Origin of the sequence: Mucilaginibacter sp. JRF, assembly GCF_015223065.1 — a bacterium.
In the GTDB taxonomy this organism is placed as follows: Bacteria; Bacteroidota; Bacteroidia; order Sphingobacteriales; family Sphingobacteriaceae; genus Mucilaginibacter.
In genome coordinates this window covers 25,106-51,932 of record NZ_JADFBY010000010.1, presented here as the reverse complement: position 1 = coordinate 51,932, position 26,827 = coordinate 25,106, and the positions used below count along the sequence as shown (strand labels likewise).

23 protein-coding genes and 1 tRNA gene are annotated in these 26,827 nt (G+C 43.1%); 14 read left to right on the top strand and 10 right to left on the bottom strand.

Features of this window, described 5'->3' with window-relative positions:
• The first annotated feature begins 242 nt into the window (after window positions 1–242).
• The 3 genes from IM792_RS18790 to IM792_RS18780 are packed head-to-tail and all read left to right on the top strand — an operon-like array spanning window position 243 to window position 2,834.
• Window positions 243–926: a response regulator transcription factor gene (locus tag IM792_RS18790; RefSeq protein WP_194103448.1), complete on the top strand. Its 684-nt coding sequence runs from the start codon at window positions 243–245 to the stop codon at window positions 924–926.
• Entirely contained in the window at window positions 923–2,275 is a 1,353-nt protein-coding gene (locus IM792_RS18785) for a HAMP domain-containing sensor histidine kinase (RefSeq protein WP_194103447.1), read from the top strand. The genes IM792_RS18790 and IM792_RS18785 overlap by 4 nt, the downstream gene beginning before the upstream one ends.
• A 34-nt stretch (window positions 2,276–2,309) precedes the next feature.
• The gene (locus tag IM792_RS18780) at window positions 2,310–2,834 is read left to right on the top strand and encodes an O-acetyl-ADP-ribose deacetylase (RefSeq protein ID WP_194103446.1); all 525 of its coding nucleotides are present in this window, start codon (window positions 2,310–2,312) and stop codon (window positions 2,832–2,834) included.
• Between the two features lie 4 nt (window positions 2,835–2,838).
• Here IM792_RS18780 and IM792_RS18775 read toward each other — a convergent pair whose 3' ends face one another.
• From IM792_RS18775 to IM792_RS18765, 3 genes are all read right to left on the bottom strand, one after another.
• Entirely contained in the window at window positions 2,839–3,819 is a 981-nt protein-coding gene (locus tag IM792_RS18775) for an alpha/beta hydrolase (protein ID WP_194103445.1), read from the bottom strand.
• Window positions 3,820–3,910: 91 nt separating this feature from the next.
• Window positions 3,911–6,232 carry a TonB-dependent receptor gene (locus IM792_RS18770; protein WP_194103444.1) on the bottom strand — a complete coding sequence of 774 codons (2,322 nt, stop codon included), beginning with the start codon at window positions 6,230–6,232 and terminating at the stop codon, window positions 3,911–3,913.
• A gap of 68 nt (window positions 6,233–6,300) precedes the next feature.
• Window positions 6,301–6,627, bottom strand: coding sequence for a hypothetical protein (locus tag IM792_RS18765; protein WP_194103443.1), 327 nt, complete (start codon window positions 6,625–6,627; stop codon window positions 6,301–6,303).
• 91 nt (window positions 6,628–6,718) lie between these two features.
• Here IM792_RS18765 and IM792_RS18760 point away from each other — a divergent pair, with 91 nt between their 5' ends.
• Genes IM792_RS18760 through IM792_RS18750 form a run of 3 tightly spaced genes read left to right on the top strand, consistent with a single transcriptional unit; the run spans window position 6,719 to window position 8,600 of the window.
• A complete protein-coding gene (locus tag IM792_RS18760; protein ID WP_194103534.1) occupies window positions 6,719–7,072 on the top strand; it encodes a hypothetical protein in 354 nt (117 codons plus the stop codon).
• A 1-nt stretch (window position 7,073) separates the two neighbouring features.
• Window positions 7,074–7,772 carry a peptidylprolyl isomerase gene (locus IM792_RS18755; protein ID WP_194103442.1) on the top strand — a complete coding sequence of 233 codons (699 nt, stop codon included), beginning with the start codon at window positions 7,074–7,076 and terminating at the stop codon, window positions 7,770–7,772.
• Window positions 7,773–7,832: 60 nt separating this feature from the next.
• Entirely contained in the window at window positions 7,833–8,600 is a 768-nt protein-coding gene (locus IM792_RS18750) for an exodeoxyribonuclease III (protein ID WP_194103441.1), read from the top strand.
• Window positions 8,601–8,924: 324 nt separating this feature from the next.
• On the opposite strand, the gene IM792_RS18745 is transcribed toward IM792_RS18750, so the two are convergent.
• From IM792_RS18745 to IM792_RS18730, 4 genes are all read right to left on the bottom strand, one after another.
• Window positions 8,925–11,426 carry an outer membrane beta-barrel family protein gene (locus IM792_RS18745; RefSeq protein ID WP_194103440.1) on the bottom strand — a complete coding sequence of 834 codons (2,502 nt, stop codon included), beginning with the start codon at window positions 11,424–11,426 and terminating at the stop codon, window positions 8,925–8,927.
• 126 nt (window positions 11,427–11,552) lie between these two features.
• A complete protein-coding gene (locus IM792_RS18740) occupies window positions 11,553–11,759 on the bottom strand; it encodes a hypothetical protein (protein ID WP_194103439.1) in 207 nt (68 codons plus the stop codon).
• Complete coding sequence (locus IM792_RS18735; protein WP_194103438.1) at window positions 11,756–13,432, bottom strand: PspC domain-containing protein; 1,677 nt, start codon at window positions 13,430–13,432, stop codon at window positions 11,756–11,758. The genes IM792_RS18740 and IM792_RS18735 overlap by 4 nt, the downstream gene beginning before the upstream one ends.
• A 33-nt stretch (window positions 13,433–13,465) precedes the next feature.
• The gene (locus IM792_RS18730; protein ID WP_194103437.1) at window positions 13,466–13,798 is read right to left on the bottom strand and encodes a PadR family transcriptional regulator; all 333 of its coding nucleotides are present in this window, start codon (window positions 13,796–13,798) and stop codon (window positions 13,466–13,468) included.
• Window positions 13,799–13,982: 184 nt separating this feature from the next.
• Here IM792_RS18730 and IM792_RS18725 point away from each other — a divergent pair, with 184 nt between their 5' ends.
• The 4 genes from IM792_RS18725 (at window position 13,983) to IM792_RS18710 (ending at window position 20,465) form a co-directional block, all read left to right on the top strand.
• Window positions 13,983–17,108 (top strand): SusC/RagA family TonB-linked outer membrane protein, encoded by a 3,126-nt coding sequence (locus IM792_RS18725; RefSeq protein ID WP_194103436.1) that lies wholly within the window; start codon window positions 13,983–13,985, stop codon window positions 17,106–17,108.
• 14 nt (window positions 17,109–17,122) lie between these two features.
• Window positions 17,123–18,721: a SusD/RagB family nutrient-binding outer membrane lipoprotein gene (locus IM792_RS18720; protein WP_194103435.1), complete on the top strand. Its 1,599-nt coding sequence runs from the start codon at window positions 17,123–17,125 to the stop codon at window positions 18,719–18,721.
• Window positions 18,722–18,737: 16 nt separating this feature from the next.
• Window positions 18,738–19,649: a DUF1735 domain-containing protein gene (locus IM792_RS18715; RefSeq protein ID WP_194103434.1), complete on the top strand. Its 912-nt coding sequence runs from the start codon at window positions 18,738–18,740 to the stop codon at window positions 19,647–19,649.
• Between the two features lie 120 nt (window positions 19,650–19,769).
• Window positions 19,770–20,465, top strand: a complete 696-nt coding sequence (locus IM792_RS18710) for a hypothetical protein (RefSeq protein ID WP_194103433.1) — start codon at window positions 19,770–19,772, stop codon at window positions 20,463–20,465.
• Between the two features lie 36 nt (window positions 20,466–20,501).
• Here IM792_RS18710 and IM792_RS18705 read toward each other — a convergent pair whose 3' ends face one another.
• Window positions 20,502–20,909, bottom strand: a complete 408-nt coding sequence (locus IM792_RS18705) for a DoxX family protein (RefSeq protein WP_194103432.1) — start codon at window positions 20,907–20,909, stop codon at window positions 20,502–20,504.
• 40 nt (window positions 20,910–20,949) lie between these two features.
• Window positions 20,950–21,852: an LD-carboxypeptidase gene (locus tag IM792_RS18700; protein ID WP_194103431.1), complete on the bottom strand. Its 903-nt coding sequence runs from the start codon at window positions 21,850–21,852 to the stop codon at window positions 20,950–20,952.
• A 41-nt stretch (window positions 21,853–21,893) separates the two neighbouring features.
• On the opposite strand from IM792_RS18700, the gene metG reads away from it, so the two are divergent.
• From metG to IM792_RS18680, 4 genes are all read left to right on the top strand, one after another.
• Complete coding sequence (metG, locus tag IM792_RS18695) at window positions 21,894–23,966, top strand: methionine--tRNA ligase (protein WP_194103430.1); 2,073 nt, start codon at window positions 21,894–21,896, stop codon at window positions 23,964–23,966.
• An 89-nt stretch (window positions 23,967–24,055) separates the two neighbouring features.
• The gene (locus IM792_RS18690) at window positions 24,056–24,808 is read left to right on the top strand and encodes a hypothetical protein (RefSeq protein WP_194103429.1); all 753 of its coding nucleotides are present in this window, start codon (window positions 24,056–24,058) and stop codon (window positions 24,806–24,808) included.
• 83 nt (window positions 24,809–24,891) lie between these two features.
• Window positions 24,892–24,963: transfer RNA gene (locus IM792_RS18685), tRNA-Arg, on the top strand.
• Between the two features lie 113 nt (window positions 24,964–25,076).
• The gene (locus IM792_RS18680) at window positions 25,077–25,751 is read left to right on the top strand and encodes an NERD domain-containing protein (RefSeq protein ID WP_194103428.1); all 675 of its coding nucleotides are present in this window, start codon (window positions 25,077–25,079) and stop codon (window positions 25,749–25,751) included.
• A 44-nt stretch (window positions 25,752–25,795) separates the two neighbouring features.
• Here the strand turns inward: IM792_RS18680 and IM792_RS18675 are convergent, their stop codons facing one another.
• On the bottom strand, window positions 25,796–26,686 hold the full coding sequence (locus tag IM792_RS18675) for an ATP-grasp domain-containing protein (RefSeq protein WP_194103427.1): 891 nt from the start codon (window positions 26,684–26,686) through the stop codon (window positions 25,796–25,798).
• Window positions 26,687–26,827 lie beyond the last annotated feature (141 nt).

Below are 26,827 nucleotides of genomic sequence, written 5' to 3'. Positions count from 1 at the left end.
TTTTTAATGATTTTCCGCAGGTTAATTCTATGTTAAAAACGAAAATCTGAAAATAAATCGTATTCGCGGTAGGTATCAAAAAAATAAATATTATTGGCCGCAACTCAATTTTTTGCCGTAAAGTGGTTTTTTAGATAGGAAAAATTAGCTTTATACCTTACAGCCTGTTATTTTGCGAACAATAGCGTGCTATTAAAGTTAAACATACTGCACAACATAAGGTTTTAATTTTAAAGATATTTATGAAGGTTTTAGTAGTTGAGGACGAGCCCGGACTGGCATCGGTTATAAGCAGAGGACTAACCGACGCGGGTATGGATGTTAGCATTGCTCCGGATGGTATTACCGGCTTGCAAATGGCTACCAATTACCAGTTCGATCTGCTGATATTGGATATAATGCTGCCTGGAATGAACGGCGTGCAAATATGCCGTGAGGTACGCAAAAAAGATAATGCCATACCTATTGTGATGCTTACGGCCTTATCAAGTACCGAAAACATTATAACCGGATTAGATAGCGGTGCCGACGATTACATTGCCAAGCCCTTTAAACTGGCCGAACTGGAAGCCCGCATACGTACCCTGATGCGCCGCAGTCGCAATAATACCGTACCTAAGGATGTAATTACCGTTGCCGATCTGGAAGTTGACCTGGTATCAAAAACAGCTAAGCGCGGCGATAAGCAGATAAACCTTACCGCTACCGAGTATCGCTTGCTGGAGTACCTGGTTAAAAACCCGAACAAAGTACTATCGCGCATACAGATACTGGAGAATGTATGGGATATCGACTTTAACATGGGTACCAACGTGGTTGATGTGTATGTTAACTACCTGCGCAAAAAGCTGGATAACAATTATGCCACCCGCCTTATACAAACCGTTTTTGGTATGGGCTATATGTTCAAAACCGATGGTGAATGAAGCTGCAAACCAAAATAACGCTGCTGTTCTTCGCCATATCAACCGTAGGGTTGCTGTTGATGAACGCGGCCATATTTTACTTTGTATCTGAATTTAACTTTGAGGATTTCTTTAAACGACTTGAAGCTCGTGTGCGCTTTGCCGCGCAAATAAAAATTCATCCCGACGGGCGCACTGCCGTATACAAGGATGCAAAAACCCGCCTTGATCCACTTATAGGAGAGCGCGACTTTGTGATAAAGATGAATGTTGACAGTAGTTTTAAAAAGCCAATAAATCTACCGCCAGAATTTTACAACACCTTACTAAGTGGCAGAAAAGCCCGGCATACTTACAAAAATCATTTTTATTCAGGAGAATTATTTAAAACACCATATGGTCGTTATATAGTTATTGCCGAAGCGGTTGATCCCTACGGCTACAAAGAACTCCATGAATTGCGGAAGATACTCATCGTGATATTTGTTATATCGCTGGTGCTATCGTACATCATCGGGCGTATATTTTCGCATTATACCATTAAGCCTATACGCGCCCTTATCAGGAGTGTAAAAAATATATCGGCAACCAACCTGCACATGCGGGTAGAGGCCGCGAAGGGTAAGGATGAGATAGCCGAGCTGGTTTCAACCTTTAATAATATGCTTAACCGGCTCGAAACGGCCTTTGAAACGCAGAACAATTTTGTAAGCAATGCCTCGCACGAATTGCGTACCCCCTTAAGCATCATCAGCGGAGAAACGGAGTTGTTGCTGGCCAAAAAGGGGCTCGACCCGGAATCAATAGCCAATGTAAAAGCTATTTTTAACGAGGCCGAAAAGCTGGAAAACATACTCACCAGTTTATTGGGCCTGGCGCAAAGCGGCTTCGACGGTAAGAAGCAAAACTGGCAATTGATCAGGCTGGATGAGTTGATTATCACCGTGGCCGATTCGGTTAAAAAGATAGCTCCGAGGTGCATGATCGATATTGATTTTTCGGCATTGCCCGAGGATGAATGCCAACTGCAAACCGAAGGGAACGTTAACCTGCTTCACCTGGCCTTAAGTAATATTGTGTTGAATGCCTGTAAGTACTCAAGCAACCAGCCGGTATCGGTAAAAATATCATCGAGCGAGGGTGCAATTAAAATCATCGTTATTGATAAGGGGATAGGCATCCCGATAAAAGAACAACAGCATATTTTTGAGCCATTCTTCAGGGCATCAAATACGGGGCAGTTTGCCGGGCATGGTATCGGCTTGCCGCTAACGCTCAACATCATCAAATTACACCGCGGTACCATCAACATTATATCCGAAGAACAGCAAGGCACCGAAATGCAGATACTGTTACCCGTAGCCGAATAACTGAACATTGCAGCATACCATTTGTTATACCTCAATGGCAAACAGCAGGATAGAGGTTATACAGGGCGACATCACCAAACAACAGGTTGATGCTATTGTGAACGCGGCCAATACTTCATTGCTTGGCGGCGGTGGCGTTGACGGCGCTATACATCGTGCCGGAGGCAAGGCTATTTTGGATGGATGCATTAAAATTCGCGACAAACAGGGCGGCTGCAAAACCGGCGAAGCAGTGATAACCACAGGCGGTAATTTGCCTGCCAAATATGTTATACACACCGTTGGCCCGGTATGGAGCAGCAGCAATGCCGAGAAAGCCGAAACTTTATTGGCCAACGCTTACCGCAACAGCCTTAAACTGGCGGTAGAAAATGGTGTTAAAACCATCGCTTTCCCCAACATCAGCACTGGTATATATCATTTCCCAAAGCAGGAAGCCGCCGAGATTGCCATTGAAACCGTTGCCGATTTTTTAACGATAGATAATACCATCACCAAAGTATTATTTGTATGCTTTGATGATGATAACTACAACCTGTACCGGCAAAAATTAGGTTAAGTCTTTACAGATTATCTGTCAGATCCTTTAAAAATTTATCAGGTATTTGCCAGTGGGGTACATGCTTAACACCCGGGTAGCTGATCAGCTTTGCACCCGGAATTTTCTTAGCTGTTTCGGGAGCAAGTTTTTTGTAGTTGCCATGCTTAGCCTGTTCTTCGGGCGATAAATAGGCCTTGCCCACAATGGTGTTATCTTCCAAACCGATAAACAGCACGGTTGGCACTTTGATATTGCCAAACTCGTGGCAAACCGGCTGCTCAAATATCATCTCGTAAGTTAATGCCGATACCATAGCATACCGCGGGAAGTCGGCGCTCTTGCTCACATTGCCGCCTATTTTTACGAGATAATCATATTCAGGTTTCCATTCATCAAAGTACGATGTCTGGTAGTATTTCTTCACGCTTTCGGCAGTAGTTTTCAGCTCGTTTTTGTAAAGCTCCTCGGCACTTTTATAGGGCACGAATGACAGGTAATCTTCCAAACCGATAGGGTTTTCCAATAAAAGTTTCTCAACCGTTCCGGGGTACATCAGCGTAAACCTTGTAGCCAGCATTCCACCCATCGAGTGGCCGAGTATATACGCCTTTTTAATGCCCAAAGTATCCAGCAGTTTTTTATTGAGGCTCGCCATCTTATAAAAGCTATAATGGATGAAAGCTTTAGATGATTTACCAAAACCCAACTGATCGGGCACTACAACGCGGTAACCTTTTGCTGTTAATGCCTTAATCACGTTTGTCCAATAATAGCCTCCAAAATTTTTACCATGAAAAAGCATCACCGTTTTGCCGTTAGCATTGCTGGTAGGCTGTACATCCATATAAGCCATCCGCACATCCTGCCCATTGGTAGTTACCGGTAAAAACTTGACCGGGTAGGGGTAAGCAACATTATCCAGATTAATGGAAACGGTATCGGGCTGCGCGTATGCGCTCAGGCAAAAAATGGCGGCAAATAGGGTAAGTACAATGTTTTTCATAATGTAAGATACAGCAGATGCTTGTAAAAGTTTATCCTCCAAAAGTAAAAACGCCCCCTGTATTTATCAGGAGGCGTTTTGTAAGCTTATATTATTTTACCGTGAATGGCAGGTAAACCCCGAAAGTTATATTTCGGCCGGGGTTGTAAATACCAAAGGTTGAGTCTTCGCTGCTCAGGCGGCCCGGTTTGTAACGGCTAAGCGCATCGTAATACTTTTTGTTAAGCAGGTTGTTGCCCGCCACATAAAGTTTCAACGGCTGATTGCCCAGCTTTACCGTGGTGCCTAAACCGGCGTTAAGCAGGGTATAGCCATCGGTACCTGTTTCAAAAGTATCATCAAAACGACCTTGCTTAAAGAAGTTATCAATACCTACATAAATGTACGATTGTTTTAAGCCTTTAATGTTCGGCTCAAAACGCAGCGTGTTTCTTAACGAACCGGCCGGTATAAATGCCAGTGGCCTGTCCAGCGTGTTGTTTTGCGCGTGGGTATAGCCAAAGGTATTCTCTAAGTGAATAAAGCTAACCGGATGCAAAGTTAAGCTGCCCTCAAAGCCATATAGGTTGGCGTTTACCTGCCCGTAGCGATAAACATCATAATTAGTTGGATTGCCTGCCTCATCCTGATCCTGCACTACATCGCCCTGTGTATGCGATGCATAGATGAAGTTATGGATATAGTTCTCGTAAATACCTACGCTGGCGCTGATGAATTTGTTATCATACTCTAAAGTAGCATCGGCCTGGTAACTACGCTCAGGGGCAAGGTTAGGGTTGCCCACCTCGTAACGGAAAGTACCTTCGTGTACACCATTCGAAGCCAGCTCGGCAGGGTTTGGCGCGCGGAACGCGGTACCGGCATTGGCCTTAAAGTTAAGCTGATCGTTAAACTGGTGGGTATAGCCTAACGCTCCGCTCACGTTCGAGAATTTGTTGGTAAAAGGCTCAAAGCGGGCTTCGCCATCTTCAATCAAACCCTTGCCTGTGTTCTTACGGTAATCGTAACGGATACCGGCGTTGAAGGTGTTTTTGTCCCAGGTATTTTTAACATAAGCGAAAGCGCCAATGCCGTACGAGTTATAATCAGGCACTAAATATTCCGAGCCTTTGTTCAGGCTTTTACCTATCTCGGTACTTGCACCAAATACAGGCTGCCAGCCATTACTTTCGGGCAGGTAGTATTTAACATCGCCGGTATAAGTATTCAGGTCGAAAAACAGCGATGGATCAGTGCTTTCCTCCAGCTCACGGCGCTGATTTTTCTGGTAACCCAGGTTAACCTTTAAAAAGCCACTGCCGATGATGAAGTTATTATCCCAGTTTATTTTATAATGCCTGATGTCCTGACGTGGGAATAGCAGGCTGCGGCTTTTGTAATCATCATTGGTAAACGGCTCGCCATCTTCCTTAAAAAAGTTCAATCCGTTATCAGGTTCAGCCTCAAATAAACCAATATTGTTTTTAAAGTACGAGAAGTTGATGTGCGAGTAACCCCATTGCTTATTTAAACCCAGCATACCGCTAAGGTTGGTTTCGTTAAAGCCTGAGTTAGGGAAATAGTAATCAGGAGTTTTAAAGGCATAAGCGTTTTTGTACGACCCGCGTGCGCGCCATACCAAACCATCCTCATTACCGGTAAGCATTAATGATGTACCGGTAAGGCCATTATTGGTAGCGTAGTTGGTCAAAAATTCGCCCTTTATTTGTCCGCTTGGCGGGGTAAGTGGGTCGAGCATGTTGATCACGCCACCCAGCGCGTCCGATCCGTAAAGCAAAGAGGCCGCGCCACGCAAAACCTCCACACGGTCGGCACCGTATTGGTCTATCTCAATGCCGTGCTCATCGCCCCATTGCTGGCCTTGTTGTTTAACGCCATTGCTCAGGGTAACCACACGGTTATAGCCCAAACCACGAATAACCGGTTTTGATATGGACGGGCCGGTAGTAATTTGCGATACACCCGGTACCTGGCTGGCCAAGGCATCAATAATATTAGTTGATGGGCGCAGCAGCTGATCGCGGGTAACCGTAGTGGCCGATGTGCTGTTTTGTTTGCTGTTACCGCTTATCGGCGTGCCGGTAATAACAACCTCGCGGGTTTCAATAACGCTGGGTTGCAGGGTAAATACCGGTGGGGTGGTAGCGGCCATATCAACCAATTGGGTTAAGGTCCGGAAACCAACAAACTGTATCTGTACCAAAAACTTACCGCGGGCAGGCAAATTATTTAATGAAAACTCGCCGTTCGCGTCGGTTTGGGTTGATATCTTAAGATCAGGAAAAGTTACGGTAGCGCCGGGTAGCGGCTGGTTATTATTATCAACAACTTTACCTTTTAATATAATTATAGGGGTTGATGCCATGCTTTGGACAAATACCAATAGCAAGCATATCAATAGCTTGAATTTCATGATTATCGTTCAGAAAAAAATAAATAAGTAAAATACTGCTTACGCAGCAGGTGTGTTCTCTATTTTATTTAGGATAATATGAAAACAGGCGGGGAGAGCCCATCGGCTAAAATGAGGCCGAATGGCTTAAAATCAAATTTTGCGGAAGGGTGTGTTAACTCGGTTGCTTGCAGGTCAAAAGCAACATAATTTTGGTGCAGCTCCATGTCTGCATGGTGCATGCTATCGCATATCTGGCATTTTTCGCTAACCTGCGTTCGGCCCTTTACTTTGGCATCAATATGATGGATGCCTTTCAAAATGTGGTGCTGATGCGAATACACTACAACCTGCCCTGCAACAAAGCAGAGTAGTAATAGCCAGGCGGCGATTAAAGTGTAACGCTTCTTTTTCAAGATTTAATGCAATTTGGACAAATATAGGTCAATATAAATAAACAATTCATCAGCATAGGGTAACATTCTTGTGAAATGTATATTTGCCGGTATGAAACCTGCCGAAGTAAATAAAAGATGGGACGAGTTGCAGCAGCATATCGCCAGGGATTTTGACACCGATACGCCCGATATGAAGGTGATGCTGTTCCTGGTAGGTGTACAGGAGCTGGGGCAGGGGCCCCGCAAGTTTAGTAAAAGGCAAAAGGAGGAGCTAATGCACATTGCCAATTGCCGCCTGTTTAGCCAGATGGGTTTTTACGAGCTTGAGGGACTTGACCAGGACGGCTGGCCGCACTGGAAACTGGTGAAACCCATACCCAACTATACCCTGCTTGAGCAGGAGATGGTACTGAAAACGCTTATGGTAACTTATTTTGCCGACATATATCCATACGAAGGTTAACATGAAGAAACTTTTAGTAGCCGCCCTGCTTTTACTCACCACCACAGGTGCCTTTGCCAAAGGGCCTAAAAACCAATACGTGCGTATCAAAACCATTTATGGTACTTGTATCATCCGCTTGTATAATGAAACACCGCTGCACCGCGATAACTTTATTAAGCTGGCAAAGGCGGGTACGCTAAATGGTTCGCTGTTTCACCGGGTGATCAAGGATTTTATGATACAAGGCGGCGATCCTGAATCAAAGAATGCCAAACCCGGCGATACATTGGGCAACGGAAAAGAAACCTATACCGTACCGGCGGAGTTTCGCGATAGCATATTTCATAAAAAGGGTGTACTGGCCGCTGCCCGTGAGGATAATCCTGATAAGGCATCAAGCAGCTACCAGTTTTACATTGTAGAGGGCAAGCGCTTTACCGATGAGCAACTGGATAAGTTAGAACAAACCCGTTTGAAAGGCCGCAAGATACCTTTAAGCTGGCGCGAATACTATAAGGCGGTTGGTGGTACTCCGCATCTCGACCAAAGTTATACCGTGTTTGGCGAAGTGATCACGGGCCTGGATATGGTTGACCGAATCGCCATACAAAAAACCGATGGTAACGACCGCCCGCTGACCGATGTGCCTATGACCATTGAGTTGCTCAGCAAAAAGGAGTGCAATCAGTTGGATAAGATATTGCAACTTCGCCCCTAAATCCCCTGAAGGGGACTTGCCTTACAATTTACATTACTACCGCCGATGCGGCGATTATATATGAAGATAATTACTTATAACGTTAACGGCATACGCTCGGCCATCAGCAAAAACTGGCTGGAATGGCTAAAGGCTACTGATGCCGATGTGATTTGTTTGCAGGAAATAAAGGCTACGCCCGATGTGTTGACCGATCTGCTATTGGTTGAGGAAATGGGCTACCAGCACTACTGGTACCCGGCCGAGAAAAAGGGGTATAGCGGTACGGCCATATTTACCAAACAAATACCCAAGCATGTGGAGTACGGCTGCGGTATTGCCGATTTTGACCGCGAAGGCCGCAACATACGTGTTGATTTTGAGGATGTATCGGTAATGAGTGTGTACTTTCCATCAGGTTCAAGCGGTGACGAGCGTCAGGATTTTAAGTTCCGTTTTTTGGATGAGTTTGGTGCTTACCTGCAACAGTTAAAGCAAACCTACCCTAAGCTTGTAGTTTGCGGCGATTATAATATTTGCCACAGAGCGATAGATATTCACAACCCCAAATCAAACGCCAACTCGTCCGGTTTTTTACCAACCGAGCGCGATTGGATGGAGAACTTTATTAACTCCGGCTTTATTGACACCTTCAGGCACCTGAACCAGGAACCGCATAACTATACCTGGTGGAGTTTCCGCGCTAATGCCCGCGCCAAAAACCTGGGTTGGCGTATTGATTACAACATGGCCACCTCAGCGTTGGAGCCACACATCCGCCGCGCGGCTATACTATCAGAAGCAAGGCATTCAGATCATTGCCCGGTGTTGTTGGATCTGGAGTTTTAACCCGTCAACCCCTCCTAAACGGCGAAGCCCTCATGAGCACCAATAGAAAAACAATTATTAGCGAATAATCCTCCCCGAGGGGGAGGACTTTAATATCGCTTTAAAATTCTTGTCATTTCGAACGAGGAACGAGGAGAAATCTGTCGCTTTACTATGAACGCGTGCAGATTTCTCCGTTGTCGAAATGACAATATTATATAAAAAGGTAGCGTAGGCCATGTCACCCTGAGCCTGTCGAAGGGAGAGCGTGGGCCTAAACAAGCGGCGAGTGCTTCGACAAGCTCAGCATGACAATGCGGTACATCACAATAGTAAAAGAACCTATCAATTCCTCGATTTAACCCTGTTGCTTTCAGCGTCGGCGCCGGTTTGGCGGTCGCGGCTTTTAATTTTAGTGTTGCCAAAATTGTAGGTCAGGTTAACGCGGGCAATGCGGGTTTCGCGTTTTTGGCGAATATCCAGATCAACCGTTTGGTAGTTGGCGGTAATGTTGTTGCGGCGCATCCAAAATACATCACTCACGGCCAGCTTCACATTCAGTTTTTTGTTCAGGAATGAACGACTAAAACCTAAGTCGATTGAGTACTGCGGCTTAATATTATATATACCATAGCTTACGGTTGATTGGTAAAAGGTCACTATCTCGGCCTTGATCTCCTTTGGCAATAAAAAATTATGCGTGGTTTTAAAGAAGAATGATGCACGGCCCTTGTTCAGGTTACCGCCTAATAGGTCATTCGCTTTAAAGTTGTTGTAAAAACCGGTAAAGGTTAAGTTACCTGTCCACCATTTCCAAAAGGTGAAAGGGGTGTTCAGGTTCAACGAGTACGAATCCTGCGAGTTAAAGTTGAGGTTGGTTTGATAGGTAACCTTGCGGGCGGTATCAGTTAAAATAACCTCGGTAAATACATCGCTGGTATGGCTATAGTTTAAGCTCAGGTTAATGGTTTTATTATAAGTATAGTTCAGTTCAAACGAGTTGGTGTATTGTGGTTTTAAAAATGGGTTGCCTTGCGAGTAAGTGAATTGATCCAGGTAATAAACAAACGGATTCAGATCCTCATAGCTCGGGCGGTCAATACGGCGACTGTAGTTAAAGCCTAACTCGTGTTTTTTACCCAGTTTTTGGTTCACAAACAACGTAGGGAAAAAGTTAAGGTAACTACGTTCAACCACATTATTGGTAGTTATCAAATCGCCTTTTGATTTGGTATGCTCGGCACGTAAACCCAATTGTACCGATGTGGTCTTGAACTCCTTGCTCAGGTTAAAATAACCGGCCTTTATTTTTTCATCATATATAAAGTGGTTGGTACGGTTGGGGTCGTCAACCAATCCGGTACCGGTCGAATCAAGCTTAGCTTGCAGATCGTTATCCGTTTTAACAAAACTGAACTTTGCGCCCAGCTCCAGTTTAAGGGTTTTGTTAAGCGGCTTCACATAATCAACCTTTTGTGTGTTGATAGTGATTTTTGATGGAGTGATGTTAGCTATCAGCAACGGGTTTCTGTAACTGGTGCCATCAGGCAGTAAAAACTGGGTATTATAGTAACCTACGCTGTTGTTCCTGAAACGTGAGTGGTCCACATCAACGCTTATGCTTTGGCCAAGGGTATCAATGTCAAACTTATCATTCAGGTTAAAGGCAATGTTGCGGTAAGTTTGATCAATGGTTGATGGCGTATTCTGCATACTATCCACCTGGTTGTATGATGGGCCAATGTTGGTGAGGTTGCTGTTGTCATCAAAGCCACTTGAGTGATCTCCGCTCACAATAAAACCTAACACGTTACGCTTTGAGGTGTTGTAATCAGCGCCAAAACGGTAATTGTTAAAATGTACCTGGTTAACAAATTCAGTAAGCTGATTAAAGTAGGTAACATCAGTACTGTTGGTTACACTGCGGCGTATGTTCATATTATTCTCCCGCTTTATATCGCCACGACTAAACGAACCGAAAAAGTTCCAGTCACCCTCCTTTACATTCATATTCAGGCTGCTGTTATTCCTGAAGTTGAGGCCATAACCCGCACCCGCGGTCAAGGAGCCATTAAAGCCCGATTGTTTGTTCTTTTTCAGTTTGATGTTGATGATACCTGAATTGCCCGCCGCATCGTACTTTGATGATGGGTTGGTGATCAACTCGATAGATTGAATGGTACTGCCATCAGTTGAACGCAACAGGTTAGCCAATTGGGTTGACGATAGGTAGGTCAGTTTATCATTGATCATCACCGTAACACCGGCCTTGCCTTGCAGGCTAATGTTGTCGTCCTTATCAACAGTTACTCCCGGCGCACGTTCTAAAACTTCTAACGCGCTGTTGCCGGTGGCAACAATACTGTTCTCCACGTTCATCACCAGGCGGTCGGCCTTGCGCTCAACCAATGGTTTGGCGGCGGTAATGTTCACTGTTTTCAGGTTTTGGCTTGATGGCTGCATGGCTATAGCCGGTAAATTTACCGCTTGCGCACCGGCCGTAAATTTGGCGCTATGCGTTTTTTGATAGCCCATAGTAGTGGCGGCAACAATATAATCGCCCGCTGCAATCTTGTCAAAAATGTATTTTCCGTTAGCGTCGGCCATTGTTCCTTTAACAATACTCGAATCTTTTACTCGTAAAAGGCTTAATGTGGCAAATTCCATAGGCTTGCCACCCTCGTTTAATACCGATCCGGATATTTTAGTAAAGGTTTGCGCGTTTGCAGTAGTATATATACATGCAAATAGTGTGGTGATTGCCGAAAATTTTAAAATAAGCGAACGTATATATATAATATAGGTATAAAAGTTAGGGCAATACTTTTCCTGTAAAAGCATTTTCATGTTTTTTAAGTGTTTTAGTTAAAAATTCTGGCTTTGCGGTTTCAGCTAAACCGCGTCAGATGGTGCTAAACAAAACAGGCATCTGTTTTTTCTATAAGATGCAAAAACATACCCCTTGGTTACACCCTAATCAAACTTTTTAATAACCGGGAATAATTCGGCGGCAATTTTATGCAGGTAGGTATGTGCCTTTTCAAGGTGAGGCTGGTTGGTGATATCGCTAATGGCATGGGTGCCGATAGCGTTGTTTCTCTCAGGCAGGTAGTAAAAGTAAAGCAGAATAATAAGCCCGCTGAATAACAGCAGGCTTATATATTTTATCAGGGCTTTCATTTTTTTATGGTGGTGATAACGGTGTCTTTGGCTATTACAGCAGTATCAGAAGTTGGTAGGTTTTCGGGGGCAGGCGGGGTGGTTACCTTGCATTGTAAGCCATCAGCCGTCATAACGAAGGTTGTTGGAGAACCGCTGTCCTGTCCGTTCATGGTTCTGCATCCCCATATATCAATATCATTAGCATATCTGTATAGCTCCTCATCAACAACTACCTCGGCATTAACCGGCACTTTTAGTGTGATGTGCAGATCCTGCGCGCGCCATAAGGCTCCTTGCTGGCGTTCCAGTTTTGGCGAAAAGTTAAGTACCGAGTCCTGCTGAAAAAACTGATAGCTTGTAGCACGGGCATTGATCAGGGCTTCTTCGTAAGTTTTGCCGCGTGCGCTAAACCTTTCAACAAGCACGGGCGTTGCTACATCGCTTTTTTCAATGGTGATGTACACGTTCCGGCCTGGTCCGTCAAAATCATGGTTGTATTCAGATTCTACTAAGGTTAAACCCTTAAAGCGCTCCTTGATGTTAAGCCTTGCGCTATCTTCCTCGGTCAGGTATTTAATATCATTAAGCTTTAAATAGTATGTGTTGTTTTTTATTGGTTTGATGTTAACCGTTTTGCGAAAGCTTGCCTCGTATCTAAAGTCGGCAGTGGCCTGGGCCGAGTAATAGATCACCACAAATACCGATGTTAACCATATAGCCAAAAGTGTAAAGCCTGTAGCGCGGTTAAAGCTGAAGTTTTTGAACAGCAGGGTTACAGCCAACAATATGATTGTAAGTAAAGGAATACCCACCAATAAAAATCCACATATCAGGAAGATAACATTGGCCTGATAATTAACAATATTGAAAGGGAACCAATTGTATATACCCATGTTGCCATAAGCTAAAAACGCTATGATAACTACGGCCAGACCAATTATGGTTAAAAACGAACAGATAACCAGTATTATACCGAGCGCTTTCATGACAAACTTGCCCGAAGTGCGGAAGAATGAACCTAAGTGTGTGAAAAAATCGCCGGCAAAGTCACGTACACGGTAAATAAACGGGCGAGCCTCGTGGCTAAAGTTGCTCATGCTGTCCTTAAGTCCGGTCATTTCTTCCTCAAAATTGCGTTTAAAGCCTTGCAGGTTCAGCTTTTCGCCTTTCATGGCCATGCGGTCGGCACGGGTAATGGCTTTGGGCACTACCAGCCATAAAATAACATACAGCATAAAACCTGTACCGAACAGTAATACGGCTATCAAAAATGCCAACCTTATCCAAACCGAACGTACATCAAAGTAACTGGCAATGCCTGAGCATACGCCGCCAATAACCCGCTCATCCGGGTCGCGGAAAAGTTTGCGGCTGGCATTCTTGGTTTCAGTAAAGAAGGGTTGGGTTGGTTCGCCATCCTCATCGGCGCTGGCAAAATCCTCAACGCGGCCCATTTGGTTAACTACAAATTGTATGTCGGCCTCAACAAGCGCCTGCTTACTGTCGCGGGCCAGTATTTCGGTCAGCATTTCGGCAATACGATTCTCAATATCGGTGGTTATTTCAAGGCTATCAGCCGAGTGCATGAAGTGACGCTTAACATCAGTCATGTAATTTTTTAATATCTCGTAGGCATCTTCCTCGATATGGAACACGGTGCCGTTGATGTTTATTATAATGGTTTTGTTCATGATCATTATTTTTTAGGGTGATTGGGGGATAGGTTACTTACGCTCGCCAATGGCGGTACGTACGGCAAATTCCAGTTCCTGCCAGGTTTTATCGAGCTGCTCAAGCACTTTTCGTCCTTCGTCAGACAGGACGTAGTACTTGCGCGGTGGCCCCGACGTGGATTCGACCCAGTTATAACTAAGCAGGCCATTGTTTTTTAAACGGGTTAGCAAGGGGTACAAAGTTCCCTCAACAACAAGCAGTTGCGCTTTTTTTAATTCGGCAATGATGTCTGAGGCATATGTTTCACCCTTGGCAATAATGGAAAGAATGCAGTACTCCAGTATGCCTTTCCTCATTTGGGTTTGGGTATTTTCAACAATCATAATACAAAGATATATGTTTAAGAATGTATTATGCAATACATAGTACTGTATTTTTTCATTTTTTTATTAAAAAGCATTTAGCTGGAAGTTTTTTAACTTTTTTTAACATAAAATTTGACTTTTTAATAATGTAACATTACTTTTATGTTCAATTAACTATTAACTGATCTTATTTATTAACGAAATGAAAAAACTTCTACTCGTAAGTTTGTGCTTTCTGTTGTTATGCGTAACGCAGACCTTTGCGCAAAACCGGACGATCACCGGTACAGTGACTGCAAAGGAAGATGGACTTCCCATCCCTGGGGTTTCGGTCCTTGTTAAAGGTACCTCGATCGGTACGCAAACCAGTGGCGATGGTAAATTCACGCTAAATGTTCCTGCTTCAGGAAACACACTGGTATTCTCATTCATTGGTTACGGCACTATTGAGCATGCTGTTCCATCAAGTGGTTCCCTTAATGTTTCATTATCATCAGATGTTAACCAACTTAACGAAGTTGTGGTAACTGCGGGTGGTGTTGCGATCAAAAATCGTGAGCAAGGTAACCAGTCAACCACTATCCGTTCTGAGCAGTTAACTCAGGGTAAAGCGTTCAACGTAGCCAGTGCCTTAACTGGTAAAGTTGCCGGTTTACAGGTTAACGCGGTAAGTAGCGGTGTTAACCCTAACATTCGTTTGGTGTTACGTGGTAACAGGTCGTTATTAGGTAATAACCAGGCTTTGGTTGTTGTTGATAACGTTATTGTGCCAACCAGCATCTTAGGTAACTTAAACCCTGAGGATATCGAAAACATCCAGGTGTTGAACGGTGCCGGTGCTGCTGCATTGTATGGTTCTGACGCGTCAAACGGTGCGTTGATCATCACTACCAAAAAAGGTAAAAGAGGTTCAACTGCTGTAACATTCTCAAACACTACTCAAATTGAAGAAGTAAACTTTTTGCCAAAAATTCAAAAAGAGTACGGTTCAGGTACAGGTAATGATGATGTTCCATCTTACACTCCGTACGAAAACCAGCAATATGGCCCTCGTTTTGATGGCAGCATGAGAATTATTGGTAAACCATTGGTTGATGGTTCTATCCAAACAGTTCAATACTCTCCTCGTAACGATAAAGATAAATTCTGGGATAATGGTATAACCAACCAGTCTGACTTCAGTATTTCATCAGGTGACGACAAAAGCACTACCTACTTATCAGGTCAGTACTTTACTCAAAAAGCTACTATTCCGGGTGATACTTACAACAGGTTCACTGTTCGTTTAAACGGCCAAAGAAACCTGCTTGATAACCTTACTTTTGATTACACTGCAAACTATATCCAAAACAGGTATAACACAAGTAGTGCAATTTCATCAGTATTTGACAACGTGTTACAAACACCTTCTCAAATTCCATTATTGCAATATTCAGATTGGCAAACAGATCCGTTCGCTAACCCTAACGGTTACTACAACGAGTACTACCAAAATCCATACTTCGCTTTGGATAACAACCGTAGCTTAACCCGTAATGATTATTTAACCGGTAACATCCAATTAAAATGGTTCCCTATTAAAGAGCTATCTTTCTTGTTCCGTGTTGGTATATCAACTTCAAACCAATCAAACAAATCATACTCTAACAAATTCACTTACTCTGATTACAGGTTAGGTTTAACTTCAAACTTTAACAACATATTAGGTTCTGTTAGTGATGGTGCAAGCTACAACACTCAATTAAACCCTGAGTTCCAGGCGCAATACATCAAACAGATCTCTAAAGATTTCAATTTGAATGTTATCTTAGGTTCAAGCGTACGTGATAACCACTACAAAGGCTTAAGCGCTAACATCAATGGTTTGATCGTTCCTGATCTGTTTAACCTGGGTAACAACCTGAACAACCAAAACGCAGGCGAAAGCAACTTCCATGCCCGTCAAATAGGTGTGTACGCTGATGCTCGTTTAGGTTTCAGAGATTATTTGTACTTACACGTTTCTGGTCGTAACGACTGGAGGTCAGTACTTGCTCCAAGCAACCAATCATTCTTCTATCCAGCTGCCGACTTATCTTTCATCGCTTCTGACGCTATTCCTTTCTTAAAGGAGTCAAAAACTATCGAAAGCTTAAAGTTACGTGTTGGTGTGTCTAAAGTAGGTCAGGTTAACTTAGGTAACGCATCTAACTTTGGCGCTTATGCTTTATTACCAACATTCTTCCAGGGTAACGGTTATCCATTCAATGGTAACCCAAGCTTATCAGTTGGTAACCAAATCGTTTCTTTGAACATCAACCCAGAGATCACCAAATCAGTTGAGGCTGGTTTTGATATCGATATGTTCAAATCAAGATTATCATTAAGCGGTACTTATTACAGATCAAGTACTACTGACCAAACTGTACCGGTAGGTGTATCAAACGCTACAGGTTACAGCACTTACTTAACCAATACAGGTGAAGTTACCAACGAAGGTATTGAGACTACCTTCAGAGTTGTTCCTTACCGTGCAAAAGATTTTGAAGTATCAGTTGGTGCTAACTACACTTACAACAATAACAAAGTTGTTTCAATCAGCAATGACCTGCGTATATTATCAATCGGTACATACTCAGCAGCTGGTGTATACGCTGAAGAAGGAAAATCATTCCCGTTGTTGAAAGCTATTGATTACATCCGCGATGATCAAGGCCGAATTGTTGTTGACCGCATTACCGGTATGCCACAAGTTGGTACTAACCTGGTTGACGTGGGTAACACTGAGCCAAAACATCGTTTAGGTTTAGATGCTGCTATATCATACAAAGGCTTCCGTTTAGCCGGTTTGTTTGAATACCGTGGTAGCTTCTTCATGTACAACAGCGCAGGTAGCTTTGACTTCTCTGGTTCAGGTATCAGAACTACTTACTTTAACCGCGAAAGATTTGTTGTTCCAAACTCATCATACTTAGATGAAGCAACAGGCCAATATGTAGCCAACAACAATATCACAACCCGTAGCGGTGGTACAGCTTTCTGGACTGAAGGCCCAACTAACACCAGCGTAGGTACTAACTACGTTTACTCAGCTGCTTTCTGGAAATTAAGAGAGCTATCACTTGGTTATGATCTGCCTAAATCACTATTAGGTAAAACTAAATACATCAAAGGTGCCCGTATCAGTATTCAAGGTAGAAACCTGTTCCTGTGGACTCCTAAAACCAACATTTATACCGATCCTGAGTACAGTGCAGCCGGATCAGATAGTAATGCAATCGGTTTGACTTCATTAGGCCAAACCCCTCCATCAAGATTATATGGTGCAACTCTATCAATAACATTATAATTAGAAAAGAGATCATGAAAAAAATATTAACATATTTTATAATTGGTGCTGTTGCATTGGGTGCTACCTCATGTAAAAAGTACCTGGATATTAATGATAATCCAAACAGCCCTACGGAGTCTACTCCGCAGTTGGTATTGCCTGGTGCTATTGTTGGTACAGCGGGTTTAGTTAATACTTACAACTCAAACTTTGTTTACCCTGCAGGTTACTTTGCTAACATTTATGGTGTTGGTGGTTACGGTGCAACTATAAGCTTAAACTATACATCAACCAACTTTACCGGTGTATGGTCAGCATCATATGATAATGCTACTGATTATCAGTATGTATTAGATGCTACCGAAGGTGACGCGACATTGATTTACGCTAACGCGATGGCTCGTATCATGAAAGCATTCGTATTTGGTAAATTAGTTGACCAGTACAATGATGTTCCTTACAGCGAGGCGCTTAAAGGTGCTGCGCTTTTAACTCCTAAGTATGATAATGCTGAGGATATTTACCAGGATCTGGTTGCTCAGTTAAACAGAGCGATAACTGATATCAACACCGGTTTGGCTTCTACTGCAACTACTGAAATTCTTGCAACTCAAGACCCTATGTTTGGTGGTAACATGGCAAGATGGAAAGTATTAGCTAACACTATCAAGTTAAAATTACTTGTTAAAATGGCTGGTGTGCCTGCATTATCGAGCTTTGCAAATACTGAATTTGCAGCGTTTGATTCTAACTTAGGTGTTATTGGTGATGCCGGTGGCATTGATGATGCTTTGGTTAACCCTGGTTACGTTAAACAATCAGGTAAACTTAGCCCACTTTATGGTTACCTTGCAGCAAACGAGAATGATCAGCGTTCTCAAGGTCAGGCTATCCCAACTACCTGGATACTATCATTTTACAATGGTACCAAAATAGCCGATGATTACCGTGGTTATTCAATATTCTCTGCATTCCCTTCATCACCAACTAACCAGTTGGGTAATGAGAATACTCTTAGCACTCAGGTTCCGCCTCAAAACGGTACATCATGGTATACTGGTGATGCACTGGGTTCTACCGATCCGGTACCGGGCGTAGCTAAAGCACCAACACAAGCTCAACCTGTATTTATGGGTTCAGAAGCGCAATTCTTGAAAGCTGAAGCTATTGTTAAAGGATATCTATCAGGAGATGCTCAGGCTACTTTTGAAAGAGGTATCAGACAGTCTTTTCACTTTACACTGCTTGACCAATTTGGTGCAGAGTATTACAGTGTTTCAGAAGGTTTGGCTGAATATTATGATGTGAATTCAACTAACCGTTTGGTTAATTTTGAACTTGCTGCAACTGATGCTCAGAAACTTGAAGCTATTATCACTCAAAAGTACATAGCGATGAACGTTATCAATGCTGATGAGGCGTTTAATGAGTACAGACGTACTGGTTATCCTACAGTTACTGGTACTTCAGCAACAGGAACTTTTGCATCTACGCAGTCAACATCAACAAGGGCAGACAGAATGCTAAGCCGTATTCCTTATCCACAAACAGAATACACACTTAATGCATCTAATGTGCCTCAAAACATCAGAATTTTCGAAGACAAGATTTTTTGGGACGTAAACGACTAATAATAATTAGATTATCATGAAAAGAAATATATATAAGGCGCTTTCATTGTTTGTGGCAGCGGCTTCATTAACATCGTGTTTAAAGGATGATAGCTTAGTTTTAGATCCTGAAAAAACACATAACGTTATCGAGTTTGCTAACCCATCTCAAATAACGAGCCCTTCAGGCAGTATTTATCCATTGTACACTTTTGCTTATGAGTTAGGTAAAACTTCAACTCAGATAGTTGAGGTAAGCTATTCAGGTGCTGAAGATAGCGCGCCACAGGATATTACTGTAAACCTTGCAGTAGGTACTGCTGCTCAGGTTGAAGAATATAACGACGATCAACATACTGAGTTTACTCTTTTGCCTGCTGCTGCATATCAGTTTACTACAACTTCGGTTGTAATTAAAAAAGGTGAAAAACGTGCTTCAGTGCCAATCGTGTTTAACCCTGATCTGTTTGATCTTGACGAAGCTTATGCTCTTCCGCTTCAGATCACTTCTGTATCGTCAGGTGTATTGAGTGGTAACTTTAACGTTATCATGATGTCTATCAACGCGAAGAACATGTTTGAAGGTACTTACCAGTTAAAAGGTAGAATTACCCGTAACAGTGCAGCCGGTCCGGATTTAAACCTTGGTGGTGTGCGTGATGGTAAGGCTACAAGATACCTTTCAACTTTAGGCCAGTATCAAAATGCATTTGCAACAGGCTGGAGAGATAACAGCGGTGTTGGTGGTATTGACGGATTGAACGTTAGAGTAGACCCTACTACTTGGGAAGCTACTGTTACTGCAACAGGTAACGCTACTCTTAAAAATACTGCTGGTTACAATAGCCATTATGACCCTGCAACCAGAACATTCTATCTTGCTTACGATTGGGGTACTGCTCCAAGCACTCGTTTAGCAGTAGATACTTTGGTTTACGTAGGTCCGTAATTAATACAGGTATTAATAAAAAGGGTCACCCATACGGGTGGCCCTTTTTATTTTGAATAATCTTGTTTCGGCATTTTGCTAATGCTTATATTTACTTATAATTAAACACGCTTACCCACAATGAATACTATTTTTAAAAGCCTGCTTATCACAAGTGTTTTAAGTATGGGGGCACTAAACAATGTTGAAAAAACCGTTGAACTTTCTGACAAGTCAAAGCTGGTATACAACGTCGGTGAAGACAAGAAACTGAATGGCGCATTCACAATTTCTTCGGTAGAGAATAAGCTACTGTTAAGGGGTAGTTATAAAGAGGATCAACGCTCAGGTAACTGGTACTGCTTTAACCCGGATGGCTCGGTTTTTTTAAGGTACAATTACGATCTTAAAAAGCTGGTTTCGTTAGATACCGCTGCTATTAAAAAGGTGGATGTGGTATTAAAAACAGACGATAAGGATGTTAAGAAAAATGCCATGATACCTGTGCCAATTTGCTCAATTGAACAATATGTTGCTCTGTTGGGCTCTGAATTTGAACGCAAAATAATGGCAGAGAACAAGTCTGCTGAAGGCACTGTAAGCGCAGACCTTATAGCTTCAGTTGATGAAAACGGTAAAGCTACTTACTCGGCCGTGTATATGGCCGGTGGAGCTAAGGCTGCCAAAAAGTTAATTATTAACGAAAAGGTATTTGATATTGAATGGATACCGGCAAGTTATCAAGGTAAAAACATAGCCTCAACATTCACTGTAAATATGATGGCTGATTTTTCATCAGACCCAACTAAACGACAACGTTTTATGTGGAATTATTAAGAAAATAAAAAAGCGGCCAACAGCCGCTTTTTTATTTTATCGTTTATCAACACTGTACTTACCGGCTCCAATAAAAATCAGCCCGGCAAATACAAAGGCCAGCTCAATGGCGTGAGATGCTCCCTTTAAGCCATCGCCACTACCCAGGTGCATGGCCGCGGCTACTATCATGTTAATGGTTAAAAATATAGCGGCCGGCCTGAACCATAGGCCTAATAGTATCAATACTCCACCAGCCGCTTCGGCCAGGGCTGCCATTAAGCCCCAAAAGGTTGGTAAAAAGTTAATGCCTACATATTTGGTTGAGGCGCCAAGCTGTGCCCAGCTATCGGGGCCGCCTATTAATTTAGGGTAACCATGATAGATCATCATGGCGCCAAGGCCAACGCGTAATAAAAGTAAACCGGCATCCTTATACTGGCCGAGGTTGCTTAAAACTGCCATAATTTATTTGGTTTGGTGAGCTGTAGTTAAACAGCTGAGGTTATTTATAGTTTGCGGTTACCTCTTGCTTATCAATATGTAAATGTAGCGTGCTGCCCAAAACAAGGCTTTGGTTATTAGATATATGCCCTGCCGGGAAGTCGAAACAAACCGGATAGCCGTAATCTTTCACTACATCAATAATGATCTCCTCAATAGTTTGGCCGAAAGGTATATCATTATCCTTTATCTCGGTAAAACCGCCAACTATTAAGCCTGCCAGGTTTTTAAGTTTTCCGGCACGATCAAGTGTGCGCACTAAGCGGTCGATAGAGTAGAGGTATTCGCCTACATCTTCAATGAAAAGTATCTTACCGTTGTAATCAAAATCGGATACCGAACCCAAACTGCAAACCAACAGCGTAAGGTTACCGCCAACTAAAGTCCCGCTGGCTTCACCGCTAATGTTATAGTTACCGGTGGATGTATACTCATAGCTCAAATCCTCGCCAAATAAGGCCTTGTGGAGCGTTTGTATGGATTGGGCCGACGCATCGGGTATGTTAACCGGCATTTGCCCGTGTATGCTTTGTAATTGGTATTTACTGTACAGGTGGCTATGCAGCAAAGTAATATCGCTAAAGCCTAATACCCATTTGGAGTGGGTAGCCATGCGATCGAAATTCACATGGTCAATAATACGGATAGTGCCGTAGCCTCCACGTGCGGCTATAATGGCCTTTATACTGTCATCATCAACAAAGCGTTGCATATCACGTGCCCGCAAAGCATCATCGCCCGAAAATTGATGGTACGAAGCCTCGACCGTTTCGCCCAAAACCACTTCAAGTCCCCATGATTGCAGCAGGTTGATGGCATCCGTCATGGGTTTGGGTAGCTTTTTGGCCGGGCAGGTGATGGCTATCTTGTCACCTTTTTTAAGATATGGAGGAGTTATGCTCATATTGAATTATCTTTGCCAAATTATAAATAACGCGGTACATAATGTCACAACTCGATAAATTTAAACGATATACCATAACATCAGCACTACCTTATGCCAACGGGCCTTTACACATCGGGCATTTGGCGGGGGCATATTTACCTGCTGATATTTTTGTGCGTTACCTGCGCCTTAAAAAACGCGATGTGGTTTACATCTGCGGATCTGACGAGCATGGCGCTGCCATCACCATTAAAGCTAAAAAAGAGGGCACCACACCGCAAGCCATTATTGATAAATATCATCAACAAATAAAGGATAGCTTTGAAAAGTTCGGTATATCATTCGATATATATCACCGCACCTCATCGCCCATACATCACGATCTTTCAAAAGAATTCTTTTTGAATTTGTACGAGAAAGGTGAATTCGAAGAAAAATTCTCGGAGCAATATTTTGATGAAGAATACCAGCAGTTTTTGGCCGACCGTTACATTACCGGTACTTGCCCTAACTGCCATAATGAAAATGCCTACGGCGACCAGTGCGAAAAATGCGGTACTTCACTTAACCCTACCGATCTGATCAACCCGGTATCAACCCTGAGCGGTAAAACGCCGGTATTAAAACCAACCAAACACTGGTATTTGCCGTTGGATAAGTATCAGCCCTGGCTGGAGAAATGGATAGACGAGAAGGAAGGCGAGTGGAAGGTAAACGTATTCGGTCAGTGCAAATCATGGCTTAAATCGGGCCTGCAACCCCGCTCCATGACGCGCGACCTTGATTGGGGTATTGATGTGCCTTTAGAAGAGGCCAAAGGCAAAAAACTATACGTTTGGCTTGATGCGCCTATCGGCTATGTATCGGCCACCAAACAATGGGCTATTGATAATAATAAAGACTGGCAGCTGTACTGGAAAAAGCAGCAGAACAAGGAGGATGATACCTGCCTGATACACTTTATTGGTAAGGATAACATTGTTTTCCATTGCATCATCTTTCCATCGGTACTGCACGCGCATGGCGAGTATGTGTTGCCTTATAATGTACCGGCCAATGAGTTTTTGAATTTAGAGGGCGATAAGCTGTCTACCTCGCGTAACCATGCCGTTTGGCTGCATGAGTACCTGGAGGAATTCCCGAACAAGCAGGACGAATTGCGTTATGTGCTTACCTCGATACTACCTGAAACCAGCGACAGTGAATTTACCTGGAAAGATTACCAGGCACGCGTGAATAACGAGTTGGTGGCCATTTTGGGCAACTACATTAACCGGGTGATGATACTGATGCACAAGTTTTACGATGGTAAAATAGAAACATCGGGCCCGTACCTGCAACTAACGGATGCCGCCCTGAACGAGGAGATAGGCAAGGGTTATGACGATCTGGAAAAGGCGCTAAATGAGTTCAAGTTCCGTCAGGGTTTGCAGTCGGTTATTGATATGGCTCGCCTGGGTAACCGTTACCTGACCGAAAAGGAGCCCTGGAAAACCATTAAAACCGACCCGGAAGCCGCTAAAGAAGCCCTGCATAATAGTTTAGTGTTGATAGGCCATTTAGCTACCTGCCTGCAAGTGTTTTTACCGGCAACGGCTAAAAAGATATTCCACATGCTTAACTGGCCTGCTGATACTATCGGCTTTGAGGAAGAACTGAGCTTTGTGAACGGCCATCAACTGAACAAGCCCGAACTACTATTTGAAAAGATAGAGGACGAGGTTATAGAGAAACAACTGCAAAAGTTACAGGCTCAAAAAGCCGCTGCCGCTCAACCGGTAGAGGTTGCTGTAGCCCCGGCTAAAGAGAACATCAGCTTTGAGCAATTCGCTGGCTTGGATATACGCACAGGTACCATACTGGCTGCCGAAAAAGTTGCCAAAACCAAGAAACTGCTTAAACTGACCATTGATACCGGTATTGATCAGCGCACGGTGGTATCGGGCATTGCCGAGTGTTACGAGCCTGAAGCCATTGTAGGTGCCAAGGTGAGTATACTGGTGAACCTTGAGCCGCGCGATATTAAAGGCATAACCTCGCAAGGTATGATACTGATGGCCGAAAACGCCGAGGGCAAGCTAAGCTTTGTAGCCCCTGCGGATGAAATGCCAAACGGATCGGTGATCAGGTAATAATAAATGATATGGTAAATTAACGCTGACGTTAAACTTCGGGCTCAATTTTAGGTCGAAGTTTAAAATGTTACCAATTACCATATCATATGAAAAGTATACTACTTGCCGCGGCAATTTGCTGCGGCTTTTTAGCTTCGTGCTCAACCTACCAGTTAAACGTTATTAACGGCAATGCCGGTAGCAGGAATGAAAAAACCGGCGAATGGTTTTTTGAAAACGACTCCGTAAAAATATCGTACGCGTTTGATGGGCGAAACGGCCCTGTAACAGTAAACGTTTACAACAAGCTTGAAAAACCAATATATATTGATTGGCAAAAATCGGCTTTGATAGTTGATGATAAGGCCATAAGTTATGTGCCCGATCAGCTATCGTTAACCGGCACTATCAGCAGCGCCACAAACTACTTTTATTGGGGTAATAGCAATTGGGTGTTGCCTAATGCTACCGCGTATACTACCGGTAATATAAATGCCAATATAACACTCCCTAAATACTCAACATATTTACCACCACATACACAAAGCAGCATTAACACGTTGCATTTAAAGGATAACAGGTTATTTGTTGCAGATACAGCATACCATTCGGTACCCCTTGTTAAAACTTATGGCGATGCGGTAAGTTCTGAAAAGGTGAAGCAGGCCACGTTTAATAGCGATAACTCGCCATTTAAGTTTAAAAGTTACCTTACCATGTTTGTGGTTAATGGCAATGAAACCAGCCCGGCAACCTATCAGCATAGTTTTTATGTGTCGAGATCGGTATTGAGCGAAACCAGTCCGGAATTATTTGATGAGTTTGCCCGCAAGCGTGGCGACTTTTTTATAAGCAGGTAAAAGAAATACGGTGCCTGATAATTATTTTGTGGCTTGATTGCCAGCGTCAGCTAAATTTTGCAAATTTGCTGCTCAAAATATCCGGCCCCGTAGTTCAACGGATAGAATAGAAGTTTCCTAAACTTTAGATATGAGTTCGATTCTCGTCGGGGCTACACTGAAATGCTGAATGTCTGGTAGATGTTCGGCATTTTTTATGTAATGATGTCAAATATTTTATTGAAACTTGCTTCACAATATTTTAAGTGGCTGTAATAATACTACATACATGAAGGGCTTGTTAGGTTGGATAGGCGAAAAGAAAACCGCATTCCATTTGTGGTTAAATCTTGATAGTCGCGTATATAGAAAAGTTCATAATGTTATTGTGCCAGCGCAAAACGGTACAGCGCAAATTGATCATTTAATCGTATCTCCCTTTGGGTTATTTATTGTCGAAACAAAAAATCTGAAAGGATGGATATTCGGATCGGTTAATCAGCCGCGATGGACGCAAGTTATATTCGGCTACAAATTCTATTTTCAAAATCCTATTCACCAAACTTTCAGGCAAAAAAAAGTTCTTTCAGAGTACTTGGAAGTCAATGAGGTTAAGGTCAATACATTAATCTATTTTAATGGTGATTGCAAATTTAAAACGCTTTTACCGTCAAATGTTGTAAACAAAGGTTTAGCTCGATGTATCAAAGGGAATCAGGAAATAGTACTTAACGAGGCTGATATAATATCTATTTTGCAGAAGATTAAAGTCCTAAAACATAATTCCTTACTTACTACTAAAAATCATATTAGGGAGCTTCGTGATAGATATAGTTCAGTCACTATTTGTCCTAAATGTGGTTCTGATTTAGTTGAAAGAAATGCGACAAAGGGTAATGGCAGAAATTCTAAGTTTCTTGGTTGCGTCAATTATCCCAAATGTCGTTTTACAAGAAATATATAATAAATTCTTCAGTCGCAAGCGTCCCGGTTGTGGTTAATCCCCCCTTACTTCAACTGGCTCAACAACCCCTTAAAATAAAACCTCAAGCTGCCGCCAAAGCGTGGGTTGATCTCGAATATCTTGGGTTTGCCATCTACTTCCTTGTAGTCTATACAGCAGAGGCCTTCAAAGCCAATAGCGTTTAATACCTGGGTAAATGCTTCCTGGTGCTTGTTCATTACCCGGTTGCGGGTGTTAAAGGTTGCCTTGCCTTGCAGGTAGGCGGCCTCGGGGAAGCGGTAGCACACGGTTACGTTTGCTACTATCTTCCCGTTACGGAAAACAATGTGCGATGCGTATTCCTTTTTGCCGAATATCAGCTCCTGGGTAAAAAAGTCAGGGTCTTGCAATTCCTGCTCATAGGCTTTCTCATCATCGGCATTGGTGATGATGAAGGTATTGCGACTATAATCACCGGCATTCTTTTTCAGTATATACGGGTAGTTACAGTGCGGTGCCGGTACCATGTGGCCTAACCCGCATTCGCGCAGTTTGTTAACCAACAGGTCTTTCCTGTCGCAAAGGGTAATAGCCTCTAATGATGGTATGGGTATAAGGTCGCTTTTTATGATGTTTCTGGAAGCATCGCAGTGCATCACGTCCTGCACGGTCATGGGTACAACCAGATCGTATTTAGAGTAATCGGTTTCGCTGCAAAACTCCGCGAAGTTGAGCTTAATGTCCAGGTTTTTGAAAGGCTTGGAAGTTACATCATTGCGCGACGGGTTTTTGTTGGTCAGCAATATGGAGTATTGCTCATAACGGCCCATCGAGAATAAAAAGCGTTCGCGGGCGCGGTACATGGCATCAATAGTTCTGGCCTTAATACGTTGATACGTTCTCTTTTTAATTATTCGTGGGTACAAATAATCGAGTGTAAGTTTTTCCCTGATCATCAATAGTTAATAAATGTTGCCCTCTACACAAAAACTTAATTGAGCTGCACATCAGCACCGGAAAACATCATATTTCAGAGCAATCAATAGCCTGCAAACGAGATGCTTCCGCGCAAAATACAGCCGGATTAATTAGGTGTG